The sequence below is a fragment of the aff. Roholtiella sp. LEGE 12411 genome (assembly GCF_015206995.1).
In the GTDB taxonomy this organism is placed as follows: Bacteria; Cyanobacteriota; Cyanobacteriia; order Cyanobacteriales; family Nostocaceae; genus Komarekiella.
The window spans coordinates 37,807-60,805 of the sequence record NZ_JADEXR010000007.1 but is presented as its reverse complement, the minus strand read 5'-3'; the positions used below and the strand labels follow the sequence as shown (position 1 = coordinate 60,805).

Sequence of the window (22,999 nt, the reverse complement as noted above, 5' to 3'; positions counted from 1 at the left end):
AATTACCTAAAATAGGTTTTTTCCGGATTTTATTAATTATCCTGTGCTCGTAAATAGACCATGCTGTGCCCTTACGAAATCAGGACTTACGCAACTGGCATATTATTTTAAGTTCGTAGTAAGGACTTTAGTCCTTATTTTGAGGACTAAAGTCCTCACTACAAACAAAAAATTGAGATTTTTGTGACACTTGCGTAAGTCCTGGAAATATCTGGTTTTTCAGAGGATGTTTTAAAAGGATCTTTTGCTCTCATAGTTAACACAGCAAAGCATCTCAGTACATGGCGAAAAGCTTAATTTTTCGTCGCAGTTAACCCAAATCAGAACTGCAAAATTATACCTTCCGGGACTTTTAAAACATCCTCTCAGCTTGATTCATCTTTGGTATTTTTTTGCCAATGCCTAAGTCATATTCATTTATATTTACCTTTTTAGAACGGAAAAATTTTTGTAAATCCTTATTATGTAAATTTAAAAAATCTGCGAACAGGGTACAACTGTCATGAGTGAATTTACCAAAACCCTTTGTCCTTACTGTGGTGTTGGTTGTGGGTTAGAAGTTTCGCCCCCAGCACAACATGGCAAAGCGACTCATCGAGATAGTCAAGGAAATCCGATTTGGCGAGTGCGAGGCGACAAAGCACACCCGTCCAGCCAGGGTATGGTTTGTGTCAAAGGCGCAACGATCGCTGAATCTTTAGATAAAAATAGACTACATTACCCAATGGTGCGAGACTCCTTGGATCAGGAGTTCCGGCGCGTTAGCTGGGATGAAGCTTTTGATATGATCACCAAGCGCATTCAAACCGTGCGCTTTTCTCAAGGGTCAGAAGCCTTATGTATGTATGGTTCGGGTCAGTTTCAAACCGAGGACTACTACATAGCCCAAAAACTCATGAAAGGGTGTCTAGGAACCAATAATTTTGATGCCAACTCTCGCTTATGTATGTCTAGTGCTGTGGCTGGATACATTCAAAGCTTTGGCTCAGATGGCCCGCCCTGTTGTTACGAAGATTTAGAATTAACAGACTGTGCGTTTTTAATTGGTACTAATACGGCTGAATGTCACCCAATCGTTTTCAATCGACTGGAGAAGTATCACAAAAAGAACCGCAAAGTCAAAATGATTGTGGTCGATCCCCGTCGCACACCAACCGCAGAAGCGGCTGACCTGCATTTAGCAATTCGTCCTGGCACAGATATCGACTTGTTGAACGGGATCGCGCATTTGTTGATGCGCTGGAACTACATCGATACGATGTTTATGGACGATTGTACCAGTAACTTTCCCGCTTATGCTGAGGTGATTCGTCATTATCCTCCAGAAGTAGTGGCGCGTGAATGTGGGATCAGCATCGAAGATTTAGAAACAGCAGCTCGCTATTGGGGTGAATCTGGGCGGGTACTGTCTCTGTGGTCAATGGGTGTGAATCAATCGTCAGAAGGTACGGCTAAGGTAAGGACGATCATTAACCTGCACCTGATGACCGGACAAATTGGCAAACCAGGAGCAGGCCCTTTTTCACTCACGGGTCAGCCGAATGCAATGGGGGGAAGGGAGGCTGGGGGTTTGGCGCATTTATTACCAGGTTATCGGGTGGTAAAAAATCCCCAACACCGTGCAGAAGTTGAAGATTTTTGGGGATTCAAGCGCGGGCAAATTTCCCCCAATCCAGGTTTAACTGCTTGGGATATGATTACTGGGTTGGAAACTGGCGATGTGGGATTACTGTGGATTGCTGCTACTAACCCAGCTGTGAGTATGCCAGATTTGGAGCGGACGAAAAAGGCGTTGTTGCGATCGCCTTTTACCATCTACCAAGACGCCTATTACCCTACAGAAACCGCTGCTTACGCTCACGTCCTACTACCAGCTGCACAATGGGGTGAGAAAACTGGAGTGATGACCAATTCTGAACGCGTGGTAACTCTATGTTCAGCATTCCGCCAACCGCCAAGAGAAGCTAAAGCAGATTGGGAAATCTTCGCCGAAGTTGGGCGCCGACTCGGTTTTGCTGGAGAGTTTGGCTTTGCTAACTCAGCTGAAGTTTATGCTGAGTTTGTTCAACTAACGCGTGGGAGGCCTTGCGATATGACGGGTATCAGTCATGAGCAATTACGGATAAAAGGAGCGACTCAATGGCCTTACCCCGTGCAAGAGAGAACCAGAGAGGAAGAGGGCGAAAGTGGGGGAGAAAGTAATTGTTCTTTATCCCCATCTTCCAAGCGTCTGTACACCGATTTGCGCTTTCATACCCCTGATGGACGCGCCCAATTTGCGGCATGTTACTCACGCGGACTGGCAGAACCTCCTGATCCAAGTTATCCTTTTGTGCTGACTAATGGGCGACTTTACGGACACTGGCACACCCAAACACGTACTGGCCGAATTGAAAAAATTTGCAAAATGCACCCGGAACCATTTATAGAAATTCATCCTCGTGATGCTAGTGTTTTAGGTATTGCAGATCATCAGTTGGTAGAGGTGCGATCGCGCCGAGGAAAAGCTAAGTTTCTGGCGAAAGTCACAAAGGCGATCGCACCTGGTACAGTTTTTGTCCCCATGCATTGGGGTGCATTGTGGGCAAACGACGCCGAAGCCAACGCCCTCACCCATCCAGAATCTTGCCCCGATTCACTCCAACCAGAATTAAAAGCCTGTGCAGTGCAGCTAATACCAATTGCTGTGGAAGTTACAATCAAAAATTATCAACTCCAGTCTTCACAATGGTAAGCTGCTAGGTATGCCTTTCAATAGTAAATTGGTAATAGGTAATTTAGTCAAATATCCATAGGGAATAGTCAATAGTAATTATTATGTTTTTTGATTATACCCTCTTGACTGAATGGCACTAAGAAAAGCCCAAAGGCTTGTGTCGTCTCGTTCCCAGCCTGGGGGCTGGGAATGTGTTTAAAGAGGCTCTGCCTCTTGTCAAGCTAGTGGAGGCGGAGCCTCCCAGAATGGGTTCCCAGCCCCCAGGCTCTTAACCAGTCAGAGCAAGGGCTGTATCTTTTCTTAGTGCCATTCCCCTCTTGACTATTAACCATTACCTGTAAGCTATTACTATTTTGCAAAAGGTAAAATCCTGATTACAAAGAGGTTTTCCTAGTACCAGCTGAAGTGATGAAAAATAAAAAAAGCCAATATAAAACTTCCAAAGCATTTTTTTAATCCTTTAGATTTATCTATGGGATTTTTATTTTTTACTTTAAAATCGGGTGCAAAAGATGAAGAAATTACTACAGAGAATTAGGGCAGCTACCAAAGATGAAAACTTCATGCACATGATTGAAAACTTAGAGGTGATAGTTTCTAAAGTGCTATCTATTTTCATGGTGGTAGTAATTTTGGTAGCGATCACGGATCTCGCAATTTTTATTGTCAAAGAGTTATTTACGGCTCCATACGCCAAATTTAACACAACTATCTTTAAAACTTTTGGTTTATTTTTAAATGTTTTAATTGCTTTAGAAATATTAGAAAATATTACAGCTTATTTGCGAAAACACGTTTTTCACGTAGAGTTAGTTATTGTAACTTCTTTGATTGCTGTTGCCAGAAAAATTATTATTCTTGACTTAGAAAAAGTCACAGGTGTTGACATTATCGGTTTAGGAATCGCTATTCTCGCATTATCAATTAGTTACTTGATAATTCGCTCCAGTAATTCTAGTCATTCACGTTAAAATATAGTAATTGAAAGATTTTGTATATACTCTACTATTAAAGTAATTCATGTATAGTAATCGATTTGATTCGTGAACTGACTCGTAGAGACAGAGAATGGGGCATGGGTAAGAAGTAATAAAGGTGTAGTGAATTTCTTTCAAAAATCAAATATTAGTCCTATATATTAGCTCTATTGCTAGATTCTATTAAGTAGAAAAGCTTATAATTAAGTACAAGCTTGTAGTCAGCGGCTCTAACCATTTTAAGCTTTACACAGAGCGATAAATCTCTGACTCTAAACAAAAGTTTTATCTGAAATTCAATTTATAACTATTGATTATGGCAATTTTCTTTAATTTTGAAAGAGATTTTGTTGATTCCCTGCGTTGTATCCCTATGCAGGTACGCTACAAATTAGATAGCTGTGGTATCAAGCTAAAATTATCTGATTGGAACCAAATGACTCACGCTGAGCGTGAAGCTTTAGTTGAATTACCTTGCACTAAAAAAGAGGAAATTCAATTTTACCAAGAGTATCTCCAACAGTTAGTTTTAGAACGCACAGGCACACTAGCTGCAAAATTGCCTATAGAGCCTCATCCTGAATGGATGGACTCTATCCATATACCAGTCAGTATTCAGGAAAAAGCTCAAGAAATGGATATTACTCTCACACCACATCAGTGGGCAAATTTAACTCCTTTACAGCGTTTTGCCCTAATTAAACTTAGCCGCTCAGGGCATGAAAACAAAAACTTTCCCAGAGCAATGGCAGAGTTTTATTTGCTTTAATTAGTTAATAGGGGGATAGGGCATGGAGGATAGGAAAAAAGTGAGTTAGAGGTGTACGGAGTTTTTTCCAAAATCAAATATGATTCCTATAGCTACAGTCAATTAAGTGTTAGCAAAAGTAAACTCACAGGTAGCTTGCCAAATTATATAAAATTTGAGAATTTTCAGTACTCAGTGGTCAATCGTTAGTATCTAAAAATAACTGACAATAGACCGCTGATAATTTTATCTTTTTTGAATATGAATAAATGTGGTGAAAACTACTATTTGTTGATAGATTGCCATGCGTTTAATTTGCAGTAGGGTGTCAGGATTACATAACCTATAGACTATGATTAATAAACCTGACATAGACTCAGGAAACGTTAACAACAGCTAGAATGACTATTAACATTGGTGAAAAAATTTTAAATCTTGACACAAGTGTAAGTGATGGCTTCCATCAATCAGAACTTCAATGATTTTAAATTTATTAGCAGTGAGTGAAGCTATAGTGTATTTAGCAATGTTGTGTTGATGTGGCTAAGGTTAAGTCCTCCTGCCAAAGTATTTTAAGAATAATTTTAGAAACGTACTCAACTCGATGACAGGCAAAAACGCAAGACAAAATGCATTTCTGCGGCTAGTGTCTGGTAATGGAGCAGCTTCTGGATCAGAATCTCGCTACTCGCTCCCTCCCAGTAAAGAGATGGTAATTGGACGTGACCCTAGCTGCCAAGTTGTCTTGGATGCCATGATGCACCGGATGGTATCTCGTCGTCATGCAGTGGTTCGTCCCCTCTCTTCATCACCAGATAGCAAATTCAGCTGGTTGGTTTGTGATTTGAATAGTGCTAATGGCACTTATTTAAATGGACAACGCTTGTACGGGTGTCAGGAATTGCACTCTGGCGATCGCATTTCTCTGGGTACTGATGGGCCACAATTCGTTTTTGAGTATGATTCTATTTCCCAAGGAACGGTGATGTCGGCGAACCAAGTTACACCATTGCCTTCGGCGACGAATTACCACAACCACACACAATTAAAGCAGCCAGATTCAGTTAGCTTTACTCAACTGTTTCCAATTATTTCCACTGGCAAAGATTTAACTCGCAAAGCTTACCTCATACCAGGAATACTGACTGTAATATTCGTGGTATTGATGTTTGCTACGGTAGGTCAGCCTCAAGCTAATCAAGTGATCGTAGCAACTTACATAGCTTCTGCTGCCTACTATTTTGTTTACCAACTTTGCGGTAAACAGAAGCCTTGGTGGGTGCTAATGGCAACAGCATTGAGCACAACGCTAATTTTGCTCAGTCCTGTGTTGAGTTTCTTTATCTTTGTGTTTCGCGGCATCTTACCTGGTAACTTGTCTTCGCCTCAAGACTCCACAACCTTTACAGAGTTGCTGGTGCGAATGTTTTTTGGCGCTGGATTGATGGAGGAATTACTCAAGGCATTACCTGTACTAGGGGCGTTCTTCCTGGGTAGAATATTATCCTCACCTTGGCGGGAACGTATAGGTGTTTGGGAACCTCTAGATGGCATTCTTCTGGGAACAGCCTCTGCTGTGGGTTTTACTTTATTAGAAACTCTCGGACAATACGTACCAGATATCACTCAAAATGTTACCCAACAGGTAGACATAGGGACTGGTCAATTGGTGGGTTTACAACTACTAATTCCCCGAATTTTAGGCTCTGTAGCCGGACACATGGCTTACAGTGGGTATCTGGGCTATTTTATTGGTTTGGCTGTTCTCAAGCCTAGTAGGAGTTGGCAAATTCTCTTAGTTGGTTATCTGAGCGCCGCTGCACTCCATGCTTTATGGAATGCTACAGGATCTATCAACGCTTTGCTGTTAGTAGTTGTTGGGGTGTTGTCTTATGCCTTTTTGATGGCGGCAATTCTCAAAGCACGGGCACTGTCACCAACGCGATCGCAAAACTTCGCTACTCGCTTTCTCGGGCCGAAGTAAGAGAGGGGAAAATGAGGGAGCACTTGTGCAGGGGAGCAGGAGGCAATAAATAGTGACTTTTGACTCTTGACTCTTGACTCTTGACTGACTATTTATGTCTTGGGATAGATAGTGCTATTGTTGCAATTAACTTATTGTGAAATTACCTTGGGATTAATATGTCTTAAGACTGATCATAAGAGAGTTGCAATGCTTTCAATACAAGCACCACTCCACTTACAGACATCATACATACTTGCCCATCGAATTTAATCAAAATAAAGTGGTAACAAAGGAATAGATGGCAGACTGAAGTTATGGCTTAGACTGAAAGCTATTTAGTTGGTTTAAAGCATAATAAGCGATCGCTAAGCTGATTTTTGCTTGTTCTATTTCTGACAATGTTGTCCACTCACGATTGTCAAGATTACTAATTACCGATGCTGCATCTTGCGGTTCGCTACTTCGCATGGAATAGGCAAAAGGACGAGCTAAGACCAAAAGATCATCTGCTCCCCAAGCTGGTAGTACGCTCTGAACACACGTAATCAACTGCTCGCCTACTGATTGGTGAGATGCAAATATCTCAGTAGCTTTCTTGGCGATCGCGTTGAGCCAAACTTGCGGAACACAGCCAGCAAAAGTATTATGTAAAGTTTCTTGAAGATTAATATCAAGCACTTGCTCTGTATTACGTTTGTAATATATATTATTTGAAATCCCAGACCAAAGTGTGTCTAGATTGCTGTAAAAACCTTCTGATCTTGTCGTCAGTTCATCTTCCAGCCAATCTGGCGTCACGAACTGCTGTTCTAGTTCGTGAAAATAAGCTTCTGACTCCTCATCAGCCGGATTCCAGGGGTAAGTAGCATCTTCTGGTTCTAATAACGCTTCTAGAAACTCTAAATCTACTTGAGATGGCAAAGAGTCGGGAGTGTTGGAACTATTGATTTTGTTATTCATTTTTTGCCTCACGATTGATTAATTAGCGGTATTGACAGCTACAACTGCAAGAATCAGATTTCCGCAAAAAAAAGTTGTTTTTCCCTAGAGTAAACGCAGGTTTTAAAGACTGATGTTAATGGCTCAAATCTTAATTCCTGCAATACCTTCAGTTAAGAATCTTCAATAATAAACTCCCAGGTTTCGCCTCTCGCACTACCAAACTTTAACTGCGTTCCCGATTTTAATGGGACTTCCTCCCGGAGGATTTGTTGCCAACCATTAGGAGCTAAAAACCAGGTTGTGCCGTAGGTGGATAAATCTTGTAAGTAATAAGTTCGCACAAGTGTAGCATCGGTGAGAGTATTACGGCATAAAATTTCAGCGTGGCGTTTAGAAACCGACGGTTCTGGGATGACGATATCATTATCTCTCGTGCGACCGATGCGAGTTACTCCAGAACGCAACGACCAGGTTGCACCGCCTGGAGAAAGCGATCGCAAACAAGCAGTGGGAAGCGGGGAACCGATCTCAGGGATAGCAGTGTCTGGTAATTCCGTAATCCCTTCATCAAAACTCTTGATCAGTTCGCCATTAAAATCTGGATGCAGGTAGAGAACGGGCAAAGTCCAAGCTGGTTGATTAAATTTATACAGGGTTAATAATTCTTGCCTAGCCATTGCTACAGCTTCATCAATTGGCTTGCGCGATCGCAAAGCTTCGGTAAAGGCTTGAATAAAACTGTGGCTTTCATGGTCAGCAATTTTATCGCGCATCCCTAAAACGGCGGGCACACCATGACGAATTAATACTTCGGCTAAACTGCTAGCAGGTACAGCCTGGTGATTGATGGCAGCGGGTTGTGCTCCCCAACAAGCGTTGAACACCGCTAATTTCACACCCGTACGCGTCAATACTTGCGCTAATTCTATACCATTAAGGGTCATCTCTGAGCGTAAAAACAGTAACCCTCCGTCTGGGCCAGGCAAACCATGTCCAGCATAAAACAAGACGTTATATGCTTTAGTTTCTAGCTCTTGAATCAACTCGTGTGGGGTTGGTTGCAGAAGTGTATTTACAATGCAGGGTGCATATCTCTGGGAATTGCTGGCCACGGTCGCGGCTTCTGCAAGAGTTTGCTGTAAAATAGCGGCTTCTTGTTCTAGTTGCAGGTTATCATCATTACCCAAAACGAGCAGGATACTTAAAGCCTGGTCAGTCCGCAAATATGGTAACGGGTCAACTTCACTGCTGGTGCGACTAAATAGTAAATCTTGGGAGAAGGACATAGCAGATTGACCAGGCTCACGCTGCATAATTTCCCAAGGCAAAGCGATCAGATCCGGGTCACGAATTTCCAGTCGAAAACGTAATTGTGTATGCTGACCCATAGCAATGCCGCGACTACGTTCCAGACTGCCGAGAATTGATCCGTCGAATACCCAGCGCCATAAACTTATTCCCAAGTATTGCATCAGACGACTACTGTAAGGCCCAGTGGTCTGAGATGAAGGGGGTGAAATTAAGTTAATGGGGAATGGGTTTACCCGCCCAGATGTTGAAGGGGAAATATCTAAGCGACTATGACCAGCAAACATTTGCTGCCATTCTTGCCAGACTTGAGTTAGTTCAACAGGCCATACACAGTCACGTAGAACATAGCCACTGGGATAGGGAGCTTTGACCACCCAAATGGCGAAGTTATCAGTGCCAGTGTTTAGGAGACGGGCGATCGCCAGATTCAGGGATGGCATGGATTCATTAAACTAAAAGCTAAAAACAAATAATTTCAAATAACAATTTTTCAAGGTTAAAACTTCACCTTGTAAATTTTTCATTTTAGTTGTTACCTGTATTATTTCAGGTTTTTACCAGTTTATCGAGTATTTAATTCAGTTGGACTGATTCAGTTGAATTACTCACTGGCGGTTGCGTGACAGTATTACATGGACTCGGTGTGTCTGATTGCAAAACAGATACTCCAAAACGCTTCAGTTGAGAGAAATCAATTAATACTGTTTTCTCTTGCGGCAAAGGAGTTGAATTTGGAGCCGCAGGGGAAGATATTGGTGGCTTATTTGCATTTGCTGGAGTTGACGTGTTTTTATTTGAGCAGAGGCGCAGTTGCACTTCAAAACCCCCAGAAGTAGTTTTGGGACTTGGTATTGTATCAAGAACTTCTAAAAAAGTACCTGGGGGAAGAGATTGGTTGTTTCTCAAGGGGATTTCACGCTTAGTTTGCATCACCCACCCGGCTGCGAGATTAGCGAGCGATCGCTGTTCTTCAGGTGTTGCTTCGTCAGTTGGTTTTTGAGTTTTTGGACTAGACAAAAATGGAATTGATCCAGATGGCGATCGCAGTTTCATTACAAAGTATCCCAGAGAACCAGCAGCGACAACCAATATTAACGGGACTAGGAACTGTAGCGGTAATTGGGGAGTTTTGGCTGGCTTGCTTTCTGGAATTACCTGAGTTTTCTGATTGGAGTTACCTAAGAGTGTTCCACCTGTTCCTCTGGGCGCATCAGCAGTTTGGATCGAGTTACTGTCTGGAATAACTGCTTTTACAGTAATTTCTGGTTCCCAGTATTGGACTTGATAATGTACTAAAGCGATGGTGACATTATCGTGTCCATTCTTAGTATTGGCAATTTCTACTAATCTGTCTGCAACAGTTGCTAAATTAGCTTCGCCAGCCAGAATCGGCAAAATTTCTGTTTCCCAGGACTCTTCCACGCGATCAAAATCACTCAAACCATCGGATGTGAGCAGAAAAACTGTATCTTCATCGAGGATAAACCGTTGGGAAGTGGGATGTAATGAAGTGCTGGGACTCATCCCCAAAGCTTGCACCAGAGAGCCAGAAGCACTTTGTTGCACGGCCTCGCGGTAGACTGCATAGCCTAACCGTACCTCGCGGGAAGCCACATCATCATCAAGAGTAACTTGGTAACAGCCGTGGCGTGTAATCCAGTATGCACGACTATCGCCAACGTGAGTAATGTACATTTCATGAGCAACGGGTAATGCCATCACTAAGGTTGTGCCCATGCGTTGACGCCCTTGGCGATTTTCCCCATCGTTGCGCTGACTAATTTTGTCATTGGCAACTGCTACGGCCAATTCTAAGTCAGCCAGCAGCATTGGAGGGTCTATGTGATCGTAGGGAACTTTTGTTAGTTGCTGTACCTGCTGCTGGATTGTTTCAATTGCTAAATTGGATGCAAGATTGCCTCCTTCATGTCCTCCAATGCCATCACAGACAATTGTTAAGGCTGTCGGTTGTGGTGGTTTGCTCAAAAGTGTACCGCTGGGAGGGTAACAGGCATCTTCGTTGCGTTGGCGGCTGGGCCCAGTGTCAGTTTTTGTGGTAATTGTGATTGTGGGTGTTTGCGATCGCCCTAATTCTGCTAGTCCGCGATCTAAAACTGCGATTAATTGCTCAGGTGAGTTGATCTCTCTTTGAATCAAAGAATGGCTAATAACGCTGACAAATTCAGCTATGACTGGTTTGGTTTCGCTCAGCAGTTGCTGCCAGAATTCACCTAATTGGGGCAATTCTGGTGCTGTTTCGGGGTCAAAACGCAATTCTAACAAGCGCACTAACGGCCCTTCTACCCGCAATAAATAAGTATCGAGCAAGCTAGAGGCGACGCCTTCGCTTAAAAGAGGCTCCCACAGATGAGCTAACTGCCACAACCAGTTGAGTTGACGCATCGATGTCGCATCACGCCAAGCTGTGGTGAACTCGCTGCACAGATAAATTTGTTGGTCTGTGTCATCTACAAGCAGTGGCGGTTTTTCTAAAAGTAAGATTTCTTGATGGGAGTGCCCGTCAGTTAGGGGTAGCACTCCATATACCTGCGGTACATTTAAACGGTAAGGAATTAGCCTCAAATAAGCTTTGATTACCTGTACATCATCTAACTCAGGCGTTTGAGGTAATAAACCTGGTTTTGTATCTAAAACCACAGATTGATTGATAACTAAATAGCGATCGGCTAATATTTCTCCAGGACTACCCACACTCAATCCATCTACCACAGCCCAGAGATAAATTTTGGGTAAGGGTGTGGAGCATCGCTGGCAAAACTTGTGAGTCAGGGGGTTGAGAGCCTGACAGTTTTCATTTGGGCAGTAGAGCGTTGCCGCTTCATTTTCCATAGTTGTCGCACCGATCAGCGCTTGGCAATTACTTCAACAGCATTGGCAGCGGCAACCTAGACCGCTCATGTTTCTTGAATTTGACATATCCAAACTTTGGATGATGATTTTAGCTGGTAGATACCAGCAGGTGCTAATACTTATTTACCTACTTATCCAAAGAACACGCTCCTAAGTCAACCCTACAGCCTCAATCATAGCTTCTATTGCTCTGTGACTCTGCATCGCCAGAGCAACTAATGCCAACCCTGTCACCAAAACATAACCCAAGCACAACTGTGCTATTAACTTTTGCTAGATTACCCCATCATCAAAAGGCAGACAATATTGGTATTCATTTAGTTTATAAGTAGCAGAGCATCAATGAACTTTAATTAAGAATTAAGATAGTCAATATATAAACTTATCGTGACTATAAACAATGTTAATTAAAAGTAATAAATTTTTAATCTAAACTTAGTATTTCCCACGTTGACAAATAAAGTAAATAGCTAGGTATTAAGCCATAGTCGACAGTAGTGTATTTTAGTGATTAACCAAAGCAGTCGCTCTATCTAGTTTTCGGGCTATAGATTAAAAATTTCTATTCCAGATTGCCATATAAGCAATGTATGAGAATAGCTGTCGTAATTAATTATCAGTACCTTGATAATTATCAAGAGCATAAATGCAAATACATTATTGATCCCAACATCCTTGTTAAAATTTTTAACTAGGAATTTTGTATAAATTTTGAAAAAATCTAATGTAAATTTCTGATTGATAAAACCCTGTTTATCCAAATTTTTGATCTAAATTTTTACAGGTGTTTGCATTGAGCAGATTTCTGCAAAACTAGGTTTTTGGGATTGTCTGATTGAGGTTGGCGCTCAATTATAAGAAATTCATTGTTTTTGAAGACTGTTAGCTCAGCAATTACATAGTTAATTTCCTACAAAGGTAAAAAATTAGCTATGTCATGAATTAATCATCTAAGCTGTTTGAGCTAGCCTACCAATGTTCTGGCTAACATCACCTCAAGCTTCTTGTCCTTAGAAGTTGTTTGAAAAGTTGTTGGTTGTGATTTTAGGCACTTATTGATTCCCTCTAACCCCTCTGAAAAAGGTGTTAGAGGGAATCAAAGTCCCCTTTTTTAAGGGGAACCTAGAACTTTTTGCTACCGATAAGAGGACTTTTCAAACATCCTCTTAGTACTGAGCACAATACATTACAACTGGCGCTAAACCTGATACTAGGTTATTAGGTAAGTTAACGAATTCAAATTGGGAGATCTTAGAAAATTTAATTTGCTGCCGCTAAATTATTTAAAAGATTAAATTTTCATGCTAGGATTCGTGGGACATTCTCACAAAAATTAAGTTTGGCTGTTCTAGGGTAAAAACCTGAGCAAATTGTGATGGGATTCTACTATTAACAAGTTGTAAATAGAACAGACAAAATTATAAATATACTGTTTGAGCAGTTTTATGATACAGCGGGGTTTTACTCAGAATCATCATTTAAGAGTTAATTGGGACATGGACAAACCATGCCCCGATGAGTCAAGAGTTACAAAACTCATAACTCATAATTTGAGAACTCTTAGCCTTATTGATTGGCCTGAGCTGCAACTTGGGGGATTCCCATGCTGTAGTTAGTAACACGGGCAGAAAGATTGTAACTGACTTCGCCTTGTTGCAGGAGCGATCGCAAATAATGCTCCAAGTCTGATCCAATACGACGTAAGTTATAGTCCGTTAAGTCCGCGCCACTTGATGCTTCTACTAGTTCATCAAACTTCCGATAAATCTTTTGCAGTGCATCTTCATTCCAGTTGAATTCGTTGTCAGGGTCAATATCTAAAGTTAAGACTTGATTACTGGGAAGCAGTTCGCCATCTTGATCCATTTCAGCCGCAAAAATGCGGATATGACGGGTTGTGGACTTGAGCAGCATCGGATTATCCATAAGAGGGTGTAAGATTTGGGTGAATTACACTGAAATCATTGTAGACGCTATACCTTAGCTTGAATGTCCTCAACTCACAAGCTTTAAGCCCAGGCTCAACTCCTGAAGAGTATCTGAGGGGGCTTAAGTCAAAATATCGCTTGGGTTGCTTGCTGCTCTGACTGCTGTTAGGAGTTGAAGCAGGGGATCATCACTAGCATTTAAAGCCGCCTAATTGTTCTCTTACCACAATTATTGAGTAGAGTGTTTTGATTTGATAAAACCACAAATAAGTCTTAGTAGTCTGCTAGTCTTTCTTGCCAAAGCTTAACAGCAGAAAACAGTAAGATAAAGTACTCAACTGGAATACTTTGAGCAGTGCATATCTTTTCCTCCAAAAAAAGTTTTTCTCGAATAACTTTGCTCATTAACGTCTCCTGAATTTGCTGATGAAAAAAACGTACATCAAGTAATTTTACGTAATTGCGGTACATCGACCTCTGGGTCTAATCAAATGAAAAAAGATCAGCGTTTTTACTTACGTATAAACACCAAAAATACAGTAACAACTCAAACTGTTATTGACGTAAAAATAAAGTTGATGTAAAAACCTTTAAAAAGCCAGAACAACTTCTTACAGAAACTTTATTGTATGGAATCTTAAAAACTGAATAATAGTTATGGCTTACCTTGATCTACATCTGGCGCAGGCACAGCAAAACCTAGACCATAAAAATCTAGGTTGACAAAAAACCACAGGAGAGTGAAATGGAATACAAATGTGATGGATGAAGAAAAATTCTTGATTCAAACACTTTGGATTCAAAAAAACTATAAAGAATTTTTGCTGGAGATCTACTTTCTCACCCTCATAGCCCCCAAGTAAAGGAATCCTAAAAATTATGAACTCCAAAGCATTACCACGCCAAATAAATAATCTCGAAGTAGGTGTTTATGAGTGCGAAATACATCTCAAGTTCAGGTTGATTGAGGAAAAGAGTCTATTAGGCGATCGCGAGCAACTGTTGCAGGTGCTGCTTGATGCTTTGACTGAGGGTTCTGACGACTTCCTAGAGACGCTACAAGCGTCTGTTAAAGCCCAGGAAGTATCCGAGTTCAAAGCCTCACCTCAAATGCGACGCCAGCTAATGCGCTTGCGTAACGCTGTTGATAATACACAAGCTTAAAAGTGTAGTTTGAGTAGTGGCAAATCGTGAATTGAGCATCAAATATGGAATTGGTGTTAAATTTGTCTATTTGCCTATTTGCTCCCATTATGAGTTGGCTTGTACAAATTAACTCTACGGCTACGAGCTAGAGCTTACCCCAAGGGAACCTAAAAAAGCACTTACAATAGTCTTTTACCTTTACACTACGAATATACTTAGGTGGCTTTTAATGCAGTCATATATTGCTTCCAAGGTTGGTTGCAATTTTTCTAGATTTATGTTCTAGTAAAATCCTCAAACTATTGTTGTGCTTAAATTTGAACAAATATTAGCTAGTAACCGATTCCGTTAAATATTCTGAACAAATCAAAGCATTTGAGATAAAATTATTTTTTGTTTTAACCAAGTGCCTGAAAAATATAGCTAATATCATCTTGGCTAAAATATTTATGTTTTATTTATTACTGGCAATAGGTAATAGATTAGCAGCCAGTTACCTATCAGCCCCAATCAAAAGAGAATTTTACAGGCTGTCTATTTAGCAAGACCGTGTTCTAGGGCAAAACGAACTAACTCCGTACGGCTATTGGTGCCAGTTTTACTAAACAAACGGCTGACATACTTTTCTACATTGCGGACACTAGTTTCCAAGCGACGAGCGATTTCTTTATTCATCAACCCTTCAGCTACCAAATTTAAAACACTTTGTTCTCTGGGGGTTAAATCAATTTTGAAGGGGGCTGGGGATTGAGAAATTGCACTTCTTTGAGTTAACAAAGCCTTAATTTGAGCAATCTGATTAGCCAGTTCAGCAAGATCAGGAGTTTCAACTTCTTCACCCGTACCCGGAGGCGCGGCGGTGCGGCGAGTCAGTAAGTTTTCGACTATTGCTACTAACTCATCCGGATCAAACGGTTTGGGTAGATAAGCATCAACACCAGCTTGATAGCCTTGGATGCGATCGCCTGTCATGCCTTTAGCAGTTAAGAATACTACTGGGAGCGCTTGGAAGCGGGGGTCTTCTCGCAGTTGTTTGAGGAACTGATAGCCATCTACTTGGGGCATCATGACGTCAGAAATCACTAAATCAGGTGTATTTTGCTGCATCAAGTCCCAACCCTCACGGGCGTTACTGGCGACTTGAACACTGAAACCGCTTTCTTGCAAATAATCTTTCACGGCTTCCCGCAACCCTGGTTCATCATCTACCAGTAACAATTGTGCTGACATTTAAAGTTTCCTTGAGTTTACCTTTTTCCAATTTAGCGAAAGTTGAGGGTCATTGGAATATCAATATAGTAATACTCAAGATGGGAAAGGCTGTGATATTACTGCCATAACACTCACCCTAGAATCAATAATCTATCTTACTTGTGAGCCGCTTTATCAGCGTCTTTTGAGTAAACCCCGGTGTTAAACTGGAGCACATTGTTACAGCCACTCAATTATCTTGGCATTTTCTGGGAGCTTAGCATCTTGTTGTCCAGCAGAACGTGCTCTAGCACTGAATAAACCAATGGGAGTATTTAATATATCTACAAGGGTGGCTTTACCTGCGATCGCCTTTACACTTTCCCTTGGTACTTCCTTTAATAACCAACGTGCCAAACGATAACTGCATTCTTGAAGTGTAATCTGTCGCATCAACTCTACACCGTGCAGTTCGTGCAGATAATGATTTGAGCGTCCATAGCGCCGCCATTGACTTTGCAGTTCCTTGAGTGTGGCGCGGTGGCGGTGCTGGACAATCGCTTCTGGGGCAAATTCTAAACGCCCGATGTTTCCCAAGAGAATCCGCCAGCAGATGTCTGCGTCACCACCACTCGTAAGATAGGGACGAAATAAACCCGCTTTTTCTAAGGCGATCCGTCGAATTGCCAAATTAGCGGTTTGACCGTAGGGATGAAAGGAATGGCCAAGAGTATGCTTTTGTGACAGGGTTTCTTGACGGTCTGCGTGTTGTTCTAAGAGGGTTTTGCCTGGTAATGCCACAATTTCACCAGCGACAATTACTACTTCAGAGTTGACAAATGGCTGAATTAATGCATTTAGCCATTGCGGTTGTGGTCGGCAATCAGCATCAGTAAAAACTACAATTTTGCCAGTTGCAGCGCGAATACCAGTGTTACGCGCAGCGTAGGAGCTTTGTATTTGGTTTTCGCTCAACGGGTAAATTTTAATTGGGCAGTTTTCGGCAGATGTTTTTAGGAAGGTGAGAGTGCGATCGCTACTATTATTGTCTACCAGCAAATACTCTACCCGGTCTTTTGGATAAGTTTGAGACAACAGACAGCAAAGTAAATCTGGTAAATCTGCTTCACCATTATAAATAGGTACAACCACCGACACTTGTGGCAAGAAGCTGTTAGCGGTGGTTGTATCAACTGGCTGATGATTCATAATCCTGAGATTTGGGAGTTGGGATTACTATGTAGTATTCCCAATCCAAGGTTTAGTAAATTTAAAATTTCAAGTCGTTGGCGCGATCGCTCAGGGGTAGGGAAGAGGAAGGACGATTTACTGGGGGTTGAGCAAAATTACTGCCAGATAGAACTGCGATCGCGCGGGAATATTGCGGATCACTCTTAGTTCCGATTAAATCTGGATTAGAAGCCAACTGGCGTTCTTGTGGTTCTGTCAAGTCTACCTTGATATCTGGTGCAATTCCCTTGTGGTTAATGTCCGTTCCCTTGGGGGTGTAGTAGTGAGCAATGGTCACTGCTAAACCGGAACCATCTGCAAGTTCGTGAACCGACTGCACTAAGGCTTTGCCAAAGGTTTGACCACCAACAACTACCGCCCGTCTATTATCCTTGAGTGCTCCTGTGAGGATCTCGCTAGCACTAGCTGAATTGCCATCTACCAATACTGCCAAAGGTTGATTGGTCAGGGCAGTACGATTAGCTTTAGTTTCTTCACTTCCTCCCTGTCGGTCTACGGTCTTGACAATTCCACCATTATCCAGCCACATTCGGGCAATTTCAATGCTTGCCTGCAACAAACCGCCAGGATTTCCCCGTAAATCGAGCACATAAGCATCAGCTTTTTTAGTGTTCAAGTCACGGATGGCTCGTTGCATTTGCTCTGCGGCGTGGGCACTAAACTCTCGCAAACGAATGTAACCAACGCGTCGATTTCCTTCTTGCTTGAGGGTATAACGTACTGTTGGCACTTCAATAGTTGCTCTGGTCAACTTGACATTAAAAATATTCTGCCCCGTCCGTCCCAGTCGCAAGCTTATGGGAGTACCGGCTTTACCGCGAATCAACTTGGAGGCGTCATCCACTTTCATTTTGAGAGTGGGTTTGCCATCAATTGCCAAAATTTCATCGCCTGCTTTGATCCCAGCTTTCAGCGCCGGAGAATTCTCTATGGCTTCAACAACGGTGAGTCGCTTAGTTTTTTCGTTTACTTCCATCCGAATACCAATCCCGGAGACTTCCCCAGATGTTTGGTTAGTCAGGGCTTCATACTGTTTGGGATCCATAAACCGAGTGTAAGGATCTCCCAACTTTTGTAGAGCTTCGCGGATGGCAGTGTAAGCTTCTTCACGAGAAGAATAGTCTTTATTTAACAAGCTCTGCCTGGTTGCTTGCCAATCTTGTTGATTAAATTTACTATCAACATATTCACGATTCACCACTTGCCAGGCTTGGTCAACAAGTGCTTTGGGGCTATCTTGTAGAGCTAGAGCGGCACGAACGCAGCGAGTCCAAGCAGGGCCAAACACGGAGATAGCAGCAGTCGTGGCGATCGCTCCACCAATCAAGGCTACTTGGAGCGGCGAGTAACTTTTTGCAGATTGGTTCATGTATATCAGATGGAATAATTGTATTGTTGACAGTTTAGCAATCAGGCTTTTCAGAAAATTTTAAGTTTTTATACTCCAAAGTCAGTTATACTCTCTGCATCATTTTGTTTCAATGATGTTAAAAATACTGTATTAGTTGTTAACAATCATTTCTCAGTTTGCTGGCCTTTTCCGGAAGGCTATACTGACCATGTGACACTTTAATCAGCGTCATCTTTGCAGTCTAGATTACTTTTATAAGATAGCACTTTGATCGCTTAATTGCAGTACTGTCAGACAGCTACTAAATAAGCTTTTTTTACATAAGTCATGAAACGCAAATTTACCATCAAATCATCAATCCCAAGTAGGGGTAAATTCGGTAAACTGTGGCAATTGTTACAAAAATTAGCTTGTGGATTATGCCTGATCTTCTTCAGTTGGCTGATTTTTACCACCATAACTTTGGTTTTTGCATCTTCTCGGCCAATAGATGCCTTTTTTGTGCTTGGTGGCAGTATTAGCCGAGAAATCTATGTTGCTCAACAAGCAAGACAATACCCGCAAATCCCAATTTTAATTTCTCATGGTTCACCAGACCAATGTTTGTGGTTAATTTTTCAGCGAGAAGCAGTTAGTTTACAACAAGTTTGGTTAGAAAAGTGCGCTAATTCCACTTTTGAAAATTTTTATTATGGTATTCCGATTTTGCACCATTGGGGGGTACATAATATAAGATTGATTACTTCTCAAACTCACTTACCAAGAGCCAAATGGATGGCACAAATTCTCTTGGGCGCTCATGGTATTTGGGTGGATTTCGAGATTGTTCAGGAGCAAGGTATTCCTGGTAATCGTGAGTATTGGCAAAAAACAGTATTAGATTTAACGCGCAGCTTATTTTGGGCAATTGCAAGTCAAATTATTCAGCCGCAATGTGCAAATGCGATCGCACTTACGGATGTAGATATGTCATGGCAGCATCAAGGTTTTAAGTGTGAACATCAAGGCAAGTTGGGGAGATAAAGGTGATGAAGAATATTACAGTTAACAAAATTAGTTGATTTATGTCGGGTATTGCTTAATAGCGATCGCCTATTTTGCGTTAAGTTGATTTATCTACGAGTCTTTGATACTCGTTCACCAGTTTTTTCGGCTTATGCTTTGGTTGTTGGAGATTGCGATCGCTATAATTCAGATCGAAGCACATTTTAAACCAAAGAATCTGGATCTTCACCGAGCGATCTGAGACGTTCTGCTAGGATTTGAACCCGTTCTTCTGGTGTTAATAAACGCTTTCCTTGCTTGTTATACCAGTAAAGCCACTCGCGTGTAATGCCTTGATATGTGCCGCGATCGCTACCAATTCCTAAACCGATTTCTGGTAGCCAAACTGGATTTCCTCGCTGCAATTGATACTTACCATTTACTAGACGATACACTTCTAAAGTCGTTTTTCTTCGCCGCTGGGGATTATAAACGACATAATATAAAACTTCTAACTGGGCATAAAATTCTTTCTTGGTGCTGTATTCTCCGCGCCGCTTCTGAGAAACCACCTCTAATGCCATAATTGGTACGCGCTGTTCTTCCCAAAGAACATAACTTAAACGCAGATTCTCATCAAAAATCCGTTCAACTCCCAGACTCAAAAACCCATCTGGTACAATCGCCGGCTGATTGGGATCGTGATAAATCCCCATATCAACGCCAAAAAACCAGTCCATACGGTCTGCCCATGCCATAGCTAGTATGGCTTGGAGTAAACCGGAAACCAAATTTTGTAACTCGTTATCCACAGGGGTATCGTCTGAGTCGGGCAAATCCTCGGCGGAGGGTAAGCAGTCTAGCGGATCGTACTGTAGCATGAGTTGATTGCCATTGATCTAATACTCTGATCATAGTGTTGCTTACACAGGCTGAATTGCCTCGTGTATGTAGCAAACACTTTTGTCCTTTCAAAAGCAATAAATCTTTAAAACTGATAACTGATTACTGACTATTAATCATTGCAACGATAATAGACAAGGGCACTTCAGCAAAGTATTTTTGCTGAAATTGTTCTTCTCGGACAGCAGCTAAAAATTGGGCAACAACTGCATCAGCAAAGTTTTCGGTGCTATCGGTTGGATGCCAGCTGATTTGCAAATAACGGTCTTGTGTTTTGACTGTAAATCCCCAATATTTTAAAGCTTTAATTCCCAAAAGTAAGGTTTGATCGCGTATGCCGAGTTTCTCTAAAAGCTGTACGCGGGTAACTAGTTGATTTGTGCGACTGAGATATTTGGCAATTCCGACAAGAGTTAGCCAAATTTGATTGGGTGGTTGCAGATTAGGTTTAGACCAAGCGATCGCTAGTTGTTGTTGATTGTATTGCGATCGCCGGAACCACGCGCGTAAATCATCCCAGTTCGTAGGACAATCTTCAAGCAGGAGTGGGGAAGTGGGTAGTGACGCGATTAATCGCGTCTCTAGGGAGTCGGAAGTGGTTAGGTTGCGCCAGTCAAGAATGAATGATGTTAGCGTAGCGGGACGTAGCCCGTGTTGAGTTGTGAGTTCTGAGTTAGCAGCAGGACGTACAGCAATTAATCTAATTTCGTAGCGTTTTTTAAAGGTGTTGTAGTCCAGTTCTGCTATGCAATCACACCTTACCATTGGCAATTCATCTTTATAGTGTCCCCACCATATACCAGGAAAGGCGCTTCTACTGGAGTCATCCCGAATATCAAACTCGGTTTTAATGTACTGTACCTTTTTACCCTGCCAATCCTGCTGATTGCGATTCCAAGAATTTTCAAACCAGCAGTTTTGAATCAGCAATTTCGGAACGGGGTTGCCCATTCCACAGGGTTCTAGCAGTTTCAGTTCTAAAAATAACTCTTTGCCCAAGTCTGCTACTGTTACTGTTAAGTCTGCTTGTACCGTTGGCTTTAGGGTTGTACCACCCAAAGATTGCCGCAACTGCTGATTAATCGCCTCTGTAAATAAAGGAATATTCTCCACCAACAAACTCAAACCCGCTGCAAAGGGATGTCCTCCAAAGCGATGCAACAAATGTGCTTGGTCTTTTACCAATTGGTATAAATCGACAGAGTTCACTGAACGAGCGGAACCACGAGCTAATGAGAGTGCTGAGTGCTGAGTTAGAAATTCTTCGCCTGCTCCTCTGCTTTCCTTCTTTTCCTCAGTACCCAGTCCCTCGGTACTCAACAAAATTGTCGGGCGTCCTGTTTCTTGTGCTACTTGTCCAGCGACTAAGCCCAACACACCTGTAGGCCATTGGGCATCTTCTAGCACAATCACGCTAGTGGTTGATAGGTCTAATTGGGTAAGTTTTTGCGCTACTTGCTTTTGTAGATCTTTCTGTAAAGACTTGCGGCGGGCGTTTGCTAATTCTGTAACTTCAGCTAGTTGGTTACAATGTTTGGCATCGCGGCTAGTTAATAATTCTACGCAGAAACTAGCATCGCCTTGGATACGGCTGACGGCGTTGATGCGCGGCCCCAAACCAAAGGAAATATCTGTAGGGCGATCGCCACTTTTCTGGCACAATTCCAATAATCGCCCTACCCCTGGCCGCCGTCGCGCTGTGGGTGAGTGTTTAAAATCTTCTTGGAGGCGTTGAATTCCCAACTGCGCCAAATAGCGACAATCGCCGCTTAGCTGTACTAAGTCGGCAATTAGCCCTACTGCTACTAAGTCTAATAAATCCTCTAACGGATGTTGGGGCACATCAGGTAGGGTTTGATAAAGTGCTTCCACCAACTTATAAGCTACCGCCACCCCAGAAAGATGAAATAGTGGATGTTCATTGAAAACGACGGGAAACTCCATCTCCAGGTGGGTGGAGATGGATAGTCGCCCCGCCGCTTTGGGCATAGGGTATTGGGCATTGGTAGCTTCTTTCCCATGCCCAAAAACTCCATCTCCAGGTGTCTGTAGTTTTTCATTTGGCAAATAGCGGGGGTTGATAATCGCTATGACTGGTGGGCGTTCTGCGGGTAAGGTGTGGTGATCTGTAACTATTACATCTATGCCTAGCTGTTTGGCATAAATAATTTCACTAATATTTGTACTGCCTGTGTCGCAAGTGACAATTAACTTACAACCTTGTTTATCTAAGTTATTAATTCCTTGTTCATTGAGTCCGTGAGATTCTGTGAGGCGATTGGGAATGTAGTAAATTAATTGAGTATTTTGGGCAAAAAACTCTCCTAAACCATCCCACAGCACAGCGGTGGCGGTGATACCATCAGCGTCGAAGTCTCCCCAAATGGCAATTTTTTCTTTATTATTGCGTGCTTGTTGCAACCGGGCGATCGCCAAATACATTTCTTGACCAAACTCAAACGGACTTGCTGGTTGATAAGCTTTATGGTTGATAAAAGCTGCCAATTGTTTCTGATTTTTAATTCCCCGTTGCCACAACAATTGCGCCGCATATAATCCATTTGATGCGGGTGTATGTTGTTTTACTGCTTGGATGAACGACTCCGGTGGTCGTTCAGTTGCTGATAGAATCCACTGCATTTGGTTTTATACTTGAATCCCTGCAATAAGCTAGATAGTGCTGTGTTTACTATATAGAAATGTCACCATCAAAT

General features: G+C 42.1%; 16 protein-coding genes. 6 read left to right on the top strand and 10 right to left on the bottom strand.

The genetic code is table 11. The annotated features are described in order from the left end of the window. The first annotated feature begins 502 nt into the window (after positions 1-502). The 4 genes from IQ246_RS03030 (at position 503) to IQ246_RS03015 (ending at position 6,425) form a co-directional block, all read left to right on the top strand. Positions 503-2,734 (top strand): molybdopterin oxidoreductase family protein, encoded by a 2,232-nt coding sequence (locus tag IQ246_RS03030; RefSeq protein WP_193999998.1) that lies wholly within the window; start codon positions 503-505, stop codon positions 2,732-2,734. 494 nt (positions 2,735-3,228) lie between these two features. Further along, a complete protein-coding gene (locus IQ246_RS03025; protein ID WP_193999996.1) occupies positions 3,229-3,687 on the top strand; it encodes a phosphate-starvation-inducible PsiE family protein in 459 nt (152 codons plus the stop codon). Between the two features lie 322 nt (positions 3,688-4,009). After that, positions 4,010-4,462, top strand: coding sequence for a nitrate reductase associated protein (locus IQ246_RS03020; RefSeq protein ID WP_193999995.1), 453 nt, complete (start codon positions 4,010-4,012; stop codon positions 4,460-4,462). A gap of 583 nt (positions 4,463-5,045) precedes the next feature. Then, positions 5,046-6,425 (top strand): PrsW family glutamic-type intramembrane protease, encoded by a 1,380-nt coding sequence (locus tag IQ246_RS03015; RefSeq protein ID WP_193999993.1) that lies wholly within the window; start codon positions 5,046-5,048, stop codon positions 6,423-6,425. 294 nt (positions 6,426-6,719) lie between these two features. On the opposite strand, the gene IQ246_RS03010 is transcribed toward IQ246_RS03015, so the two are convergent. The 5 genes from IQ246_RS03010 to IQ246_RS30755 form a co-directional block, all read right to left on the bottom strand. Next, complete coding sequence (locus IQ246_RS03010) at positions 6,720-7,367, bottom strand: hypothetical protein (protein WP_193999992.1); 648 nt, start codon at positions 7,365-7,367, stop codon at positions 6,720-6,722. A 152-nt stretch (positions 7,368-7,519) separates the two neighbouring features. After that, entirely contained in the window at positions 7,520-9,100 is a 1,581-nt protein-coding gene (locus tag IQ246_RS03005; RefSeq protein ID WP_193999990.1) for a CHAT domain-containing protein, read from the bottom strand. A 133-nt stretch (positions 9,101-9,233) separates the two neighbouring features. Further along, entirely contained in the window at positions 9,234-11,510 is a 2,277-nt protein-coding gene (locus IQ246_RS03000) for a protein phosphatase 2C domain-containing protein (RefSeq protein WP_193999988.1), read from the bottom strand. A 1,587-nt stretch (positions 11,511-13,097) separates the two neighbouring features. After that, a complete protein-coding gene (locus IQ246_RS02995; RefSeq protein WP_193999987.1) occupies positions 13,098-13,457 on the bottom strand; it encodes an NAD(P)H-quinone oxidoreductase subunit M in 360 nt (119 codons plus the stop codon). 275 nt (positions 13,458-13,732) lie between these two features. Then, complete coding sequence (locus IQ246_RS30755) at positions 13,733-13,864, bottom strand: hypothetical protein (protein ID WP_255515430.1); 132 nt, start codon at positions 13,862-13,864, stop codon at positions 13,733-13,735. A gap of 474 nt (positions 13,865-14,338) precedes the next feature. Here IQ246_RS30755 and IQ246_RS02990 point away from each other — a divergent pair, with 474 nt between their 5' ends. Next, positions 14,339-14,623 (top strand): Npun_R1517 family heterocyst differentiation transcriptional regulator, encoded by a 285-nt coding sequence (locus IQ246_RS02990; protein WP_193999985.1) that lies wholly within the window; start codon positions 14,339-14,341, stop codon positions 14,621-14,623. A gap of 516 nt (positions 14,624-15,139) precedes the next feature. On the opposite strand, the gene IQ246_RS02985 is transcribed toward IQ246_RS02990, so the two are convergent. From IQ246_RS02985 to ctpB, 3 genes are all read right to left on the bottom strand, one after another. After that, positions 15,140-15,835: a response regulator transcription factor gene (locus tag IQ246_RS02985; RefSeq protein WP_193999983.1), complete on the bottom strand. Its 696-nt coding sequence runs from the start codon at positions 15,833-15,835 to the stop codon at positions 15,140-15,142. 201 nt (positions 15,836-16,036) lie between these two features. Beyond that, positions 16,037-17,005, bottom strand: a complete 969-nt coding sequence (locus tag IQ246_RS02980; RefSeq protein WP_193999981.1) for a glycosyltransferase family 2 protein — start codon at positions 17,003-17,005, stop codon at positions 16,037-16,039. A 61-nt stretch (positions 17,006-17,066) separates the two neighbouring features. Continuing rightward, positions 17,067-18,416, bottom strand: a complete 1,350-nt coding sequence (ctpB, locus tag IQ246_RS02975) for a carboxyl-terminal processing protease CtpB (RefSeq protein WP_193999980.1) — start codon at positions 18,414-18,416, stop codon at positions 17,067-17,069. Positions 18,417-18,725: 309 nt separating this feature from the next. Between ctpB and IQ246_RS02970 the strand changes: the two genes are divergently transcribed. Further along, positions 18,726-19,421, top strand: a complete 696-nt coding sequence (locus tag IQ246_RS02970) for a YdcF family protein (RefSeq protein ID WP_193999978.1) — start codon at positions 18,726-18,728, stop codon at positions 19,419-19,421. A 185-nt stretch (positions 19,422-19,606) separates the two neighbouring features. Here IQ246_RS02970 and IQ246_RS02965 read toward each other — a convergent pair whose 3' ends face one another. Further along, the gene (locus IQ246_RS02965) at positions 19,607-20,263 is read right to left on the bottom strand and encodes a Uma2 family endonuclease (RefSeq protein ID WP_193999976.1); all 657 of its coding nucleotides are present in this window, start codon (positions 20,261-20,263) and stop codon (positions 19,607-19,609) included. A gap of 124 nt (positions 20,264-20,387) precedes the next feature. Beyond that, on the bottom strand, positions 20,388-22,925 hold the full coding sequence (locus IQ246_RS02960; protein ID WP_244141914.1) for a DHH family phosphoesterase: 2,538 nt from the start codon (positions 22,923-22,925) through the stop codon (positions 20,388-20,390). Between the last annotated feature and the right edge of the window lie 74 nt (positions 22,926-22,999).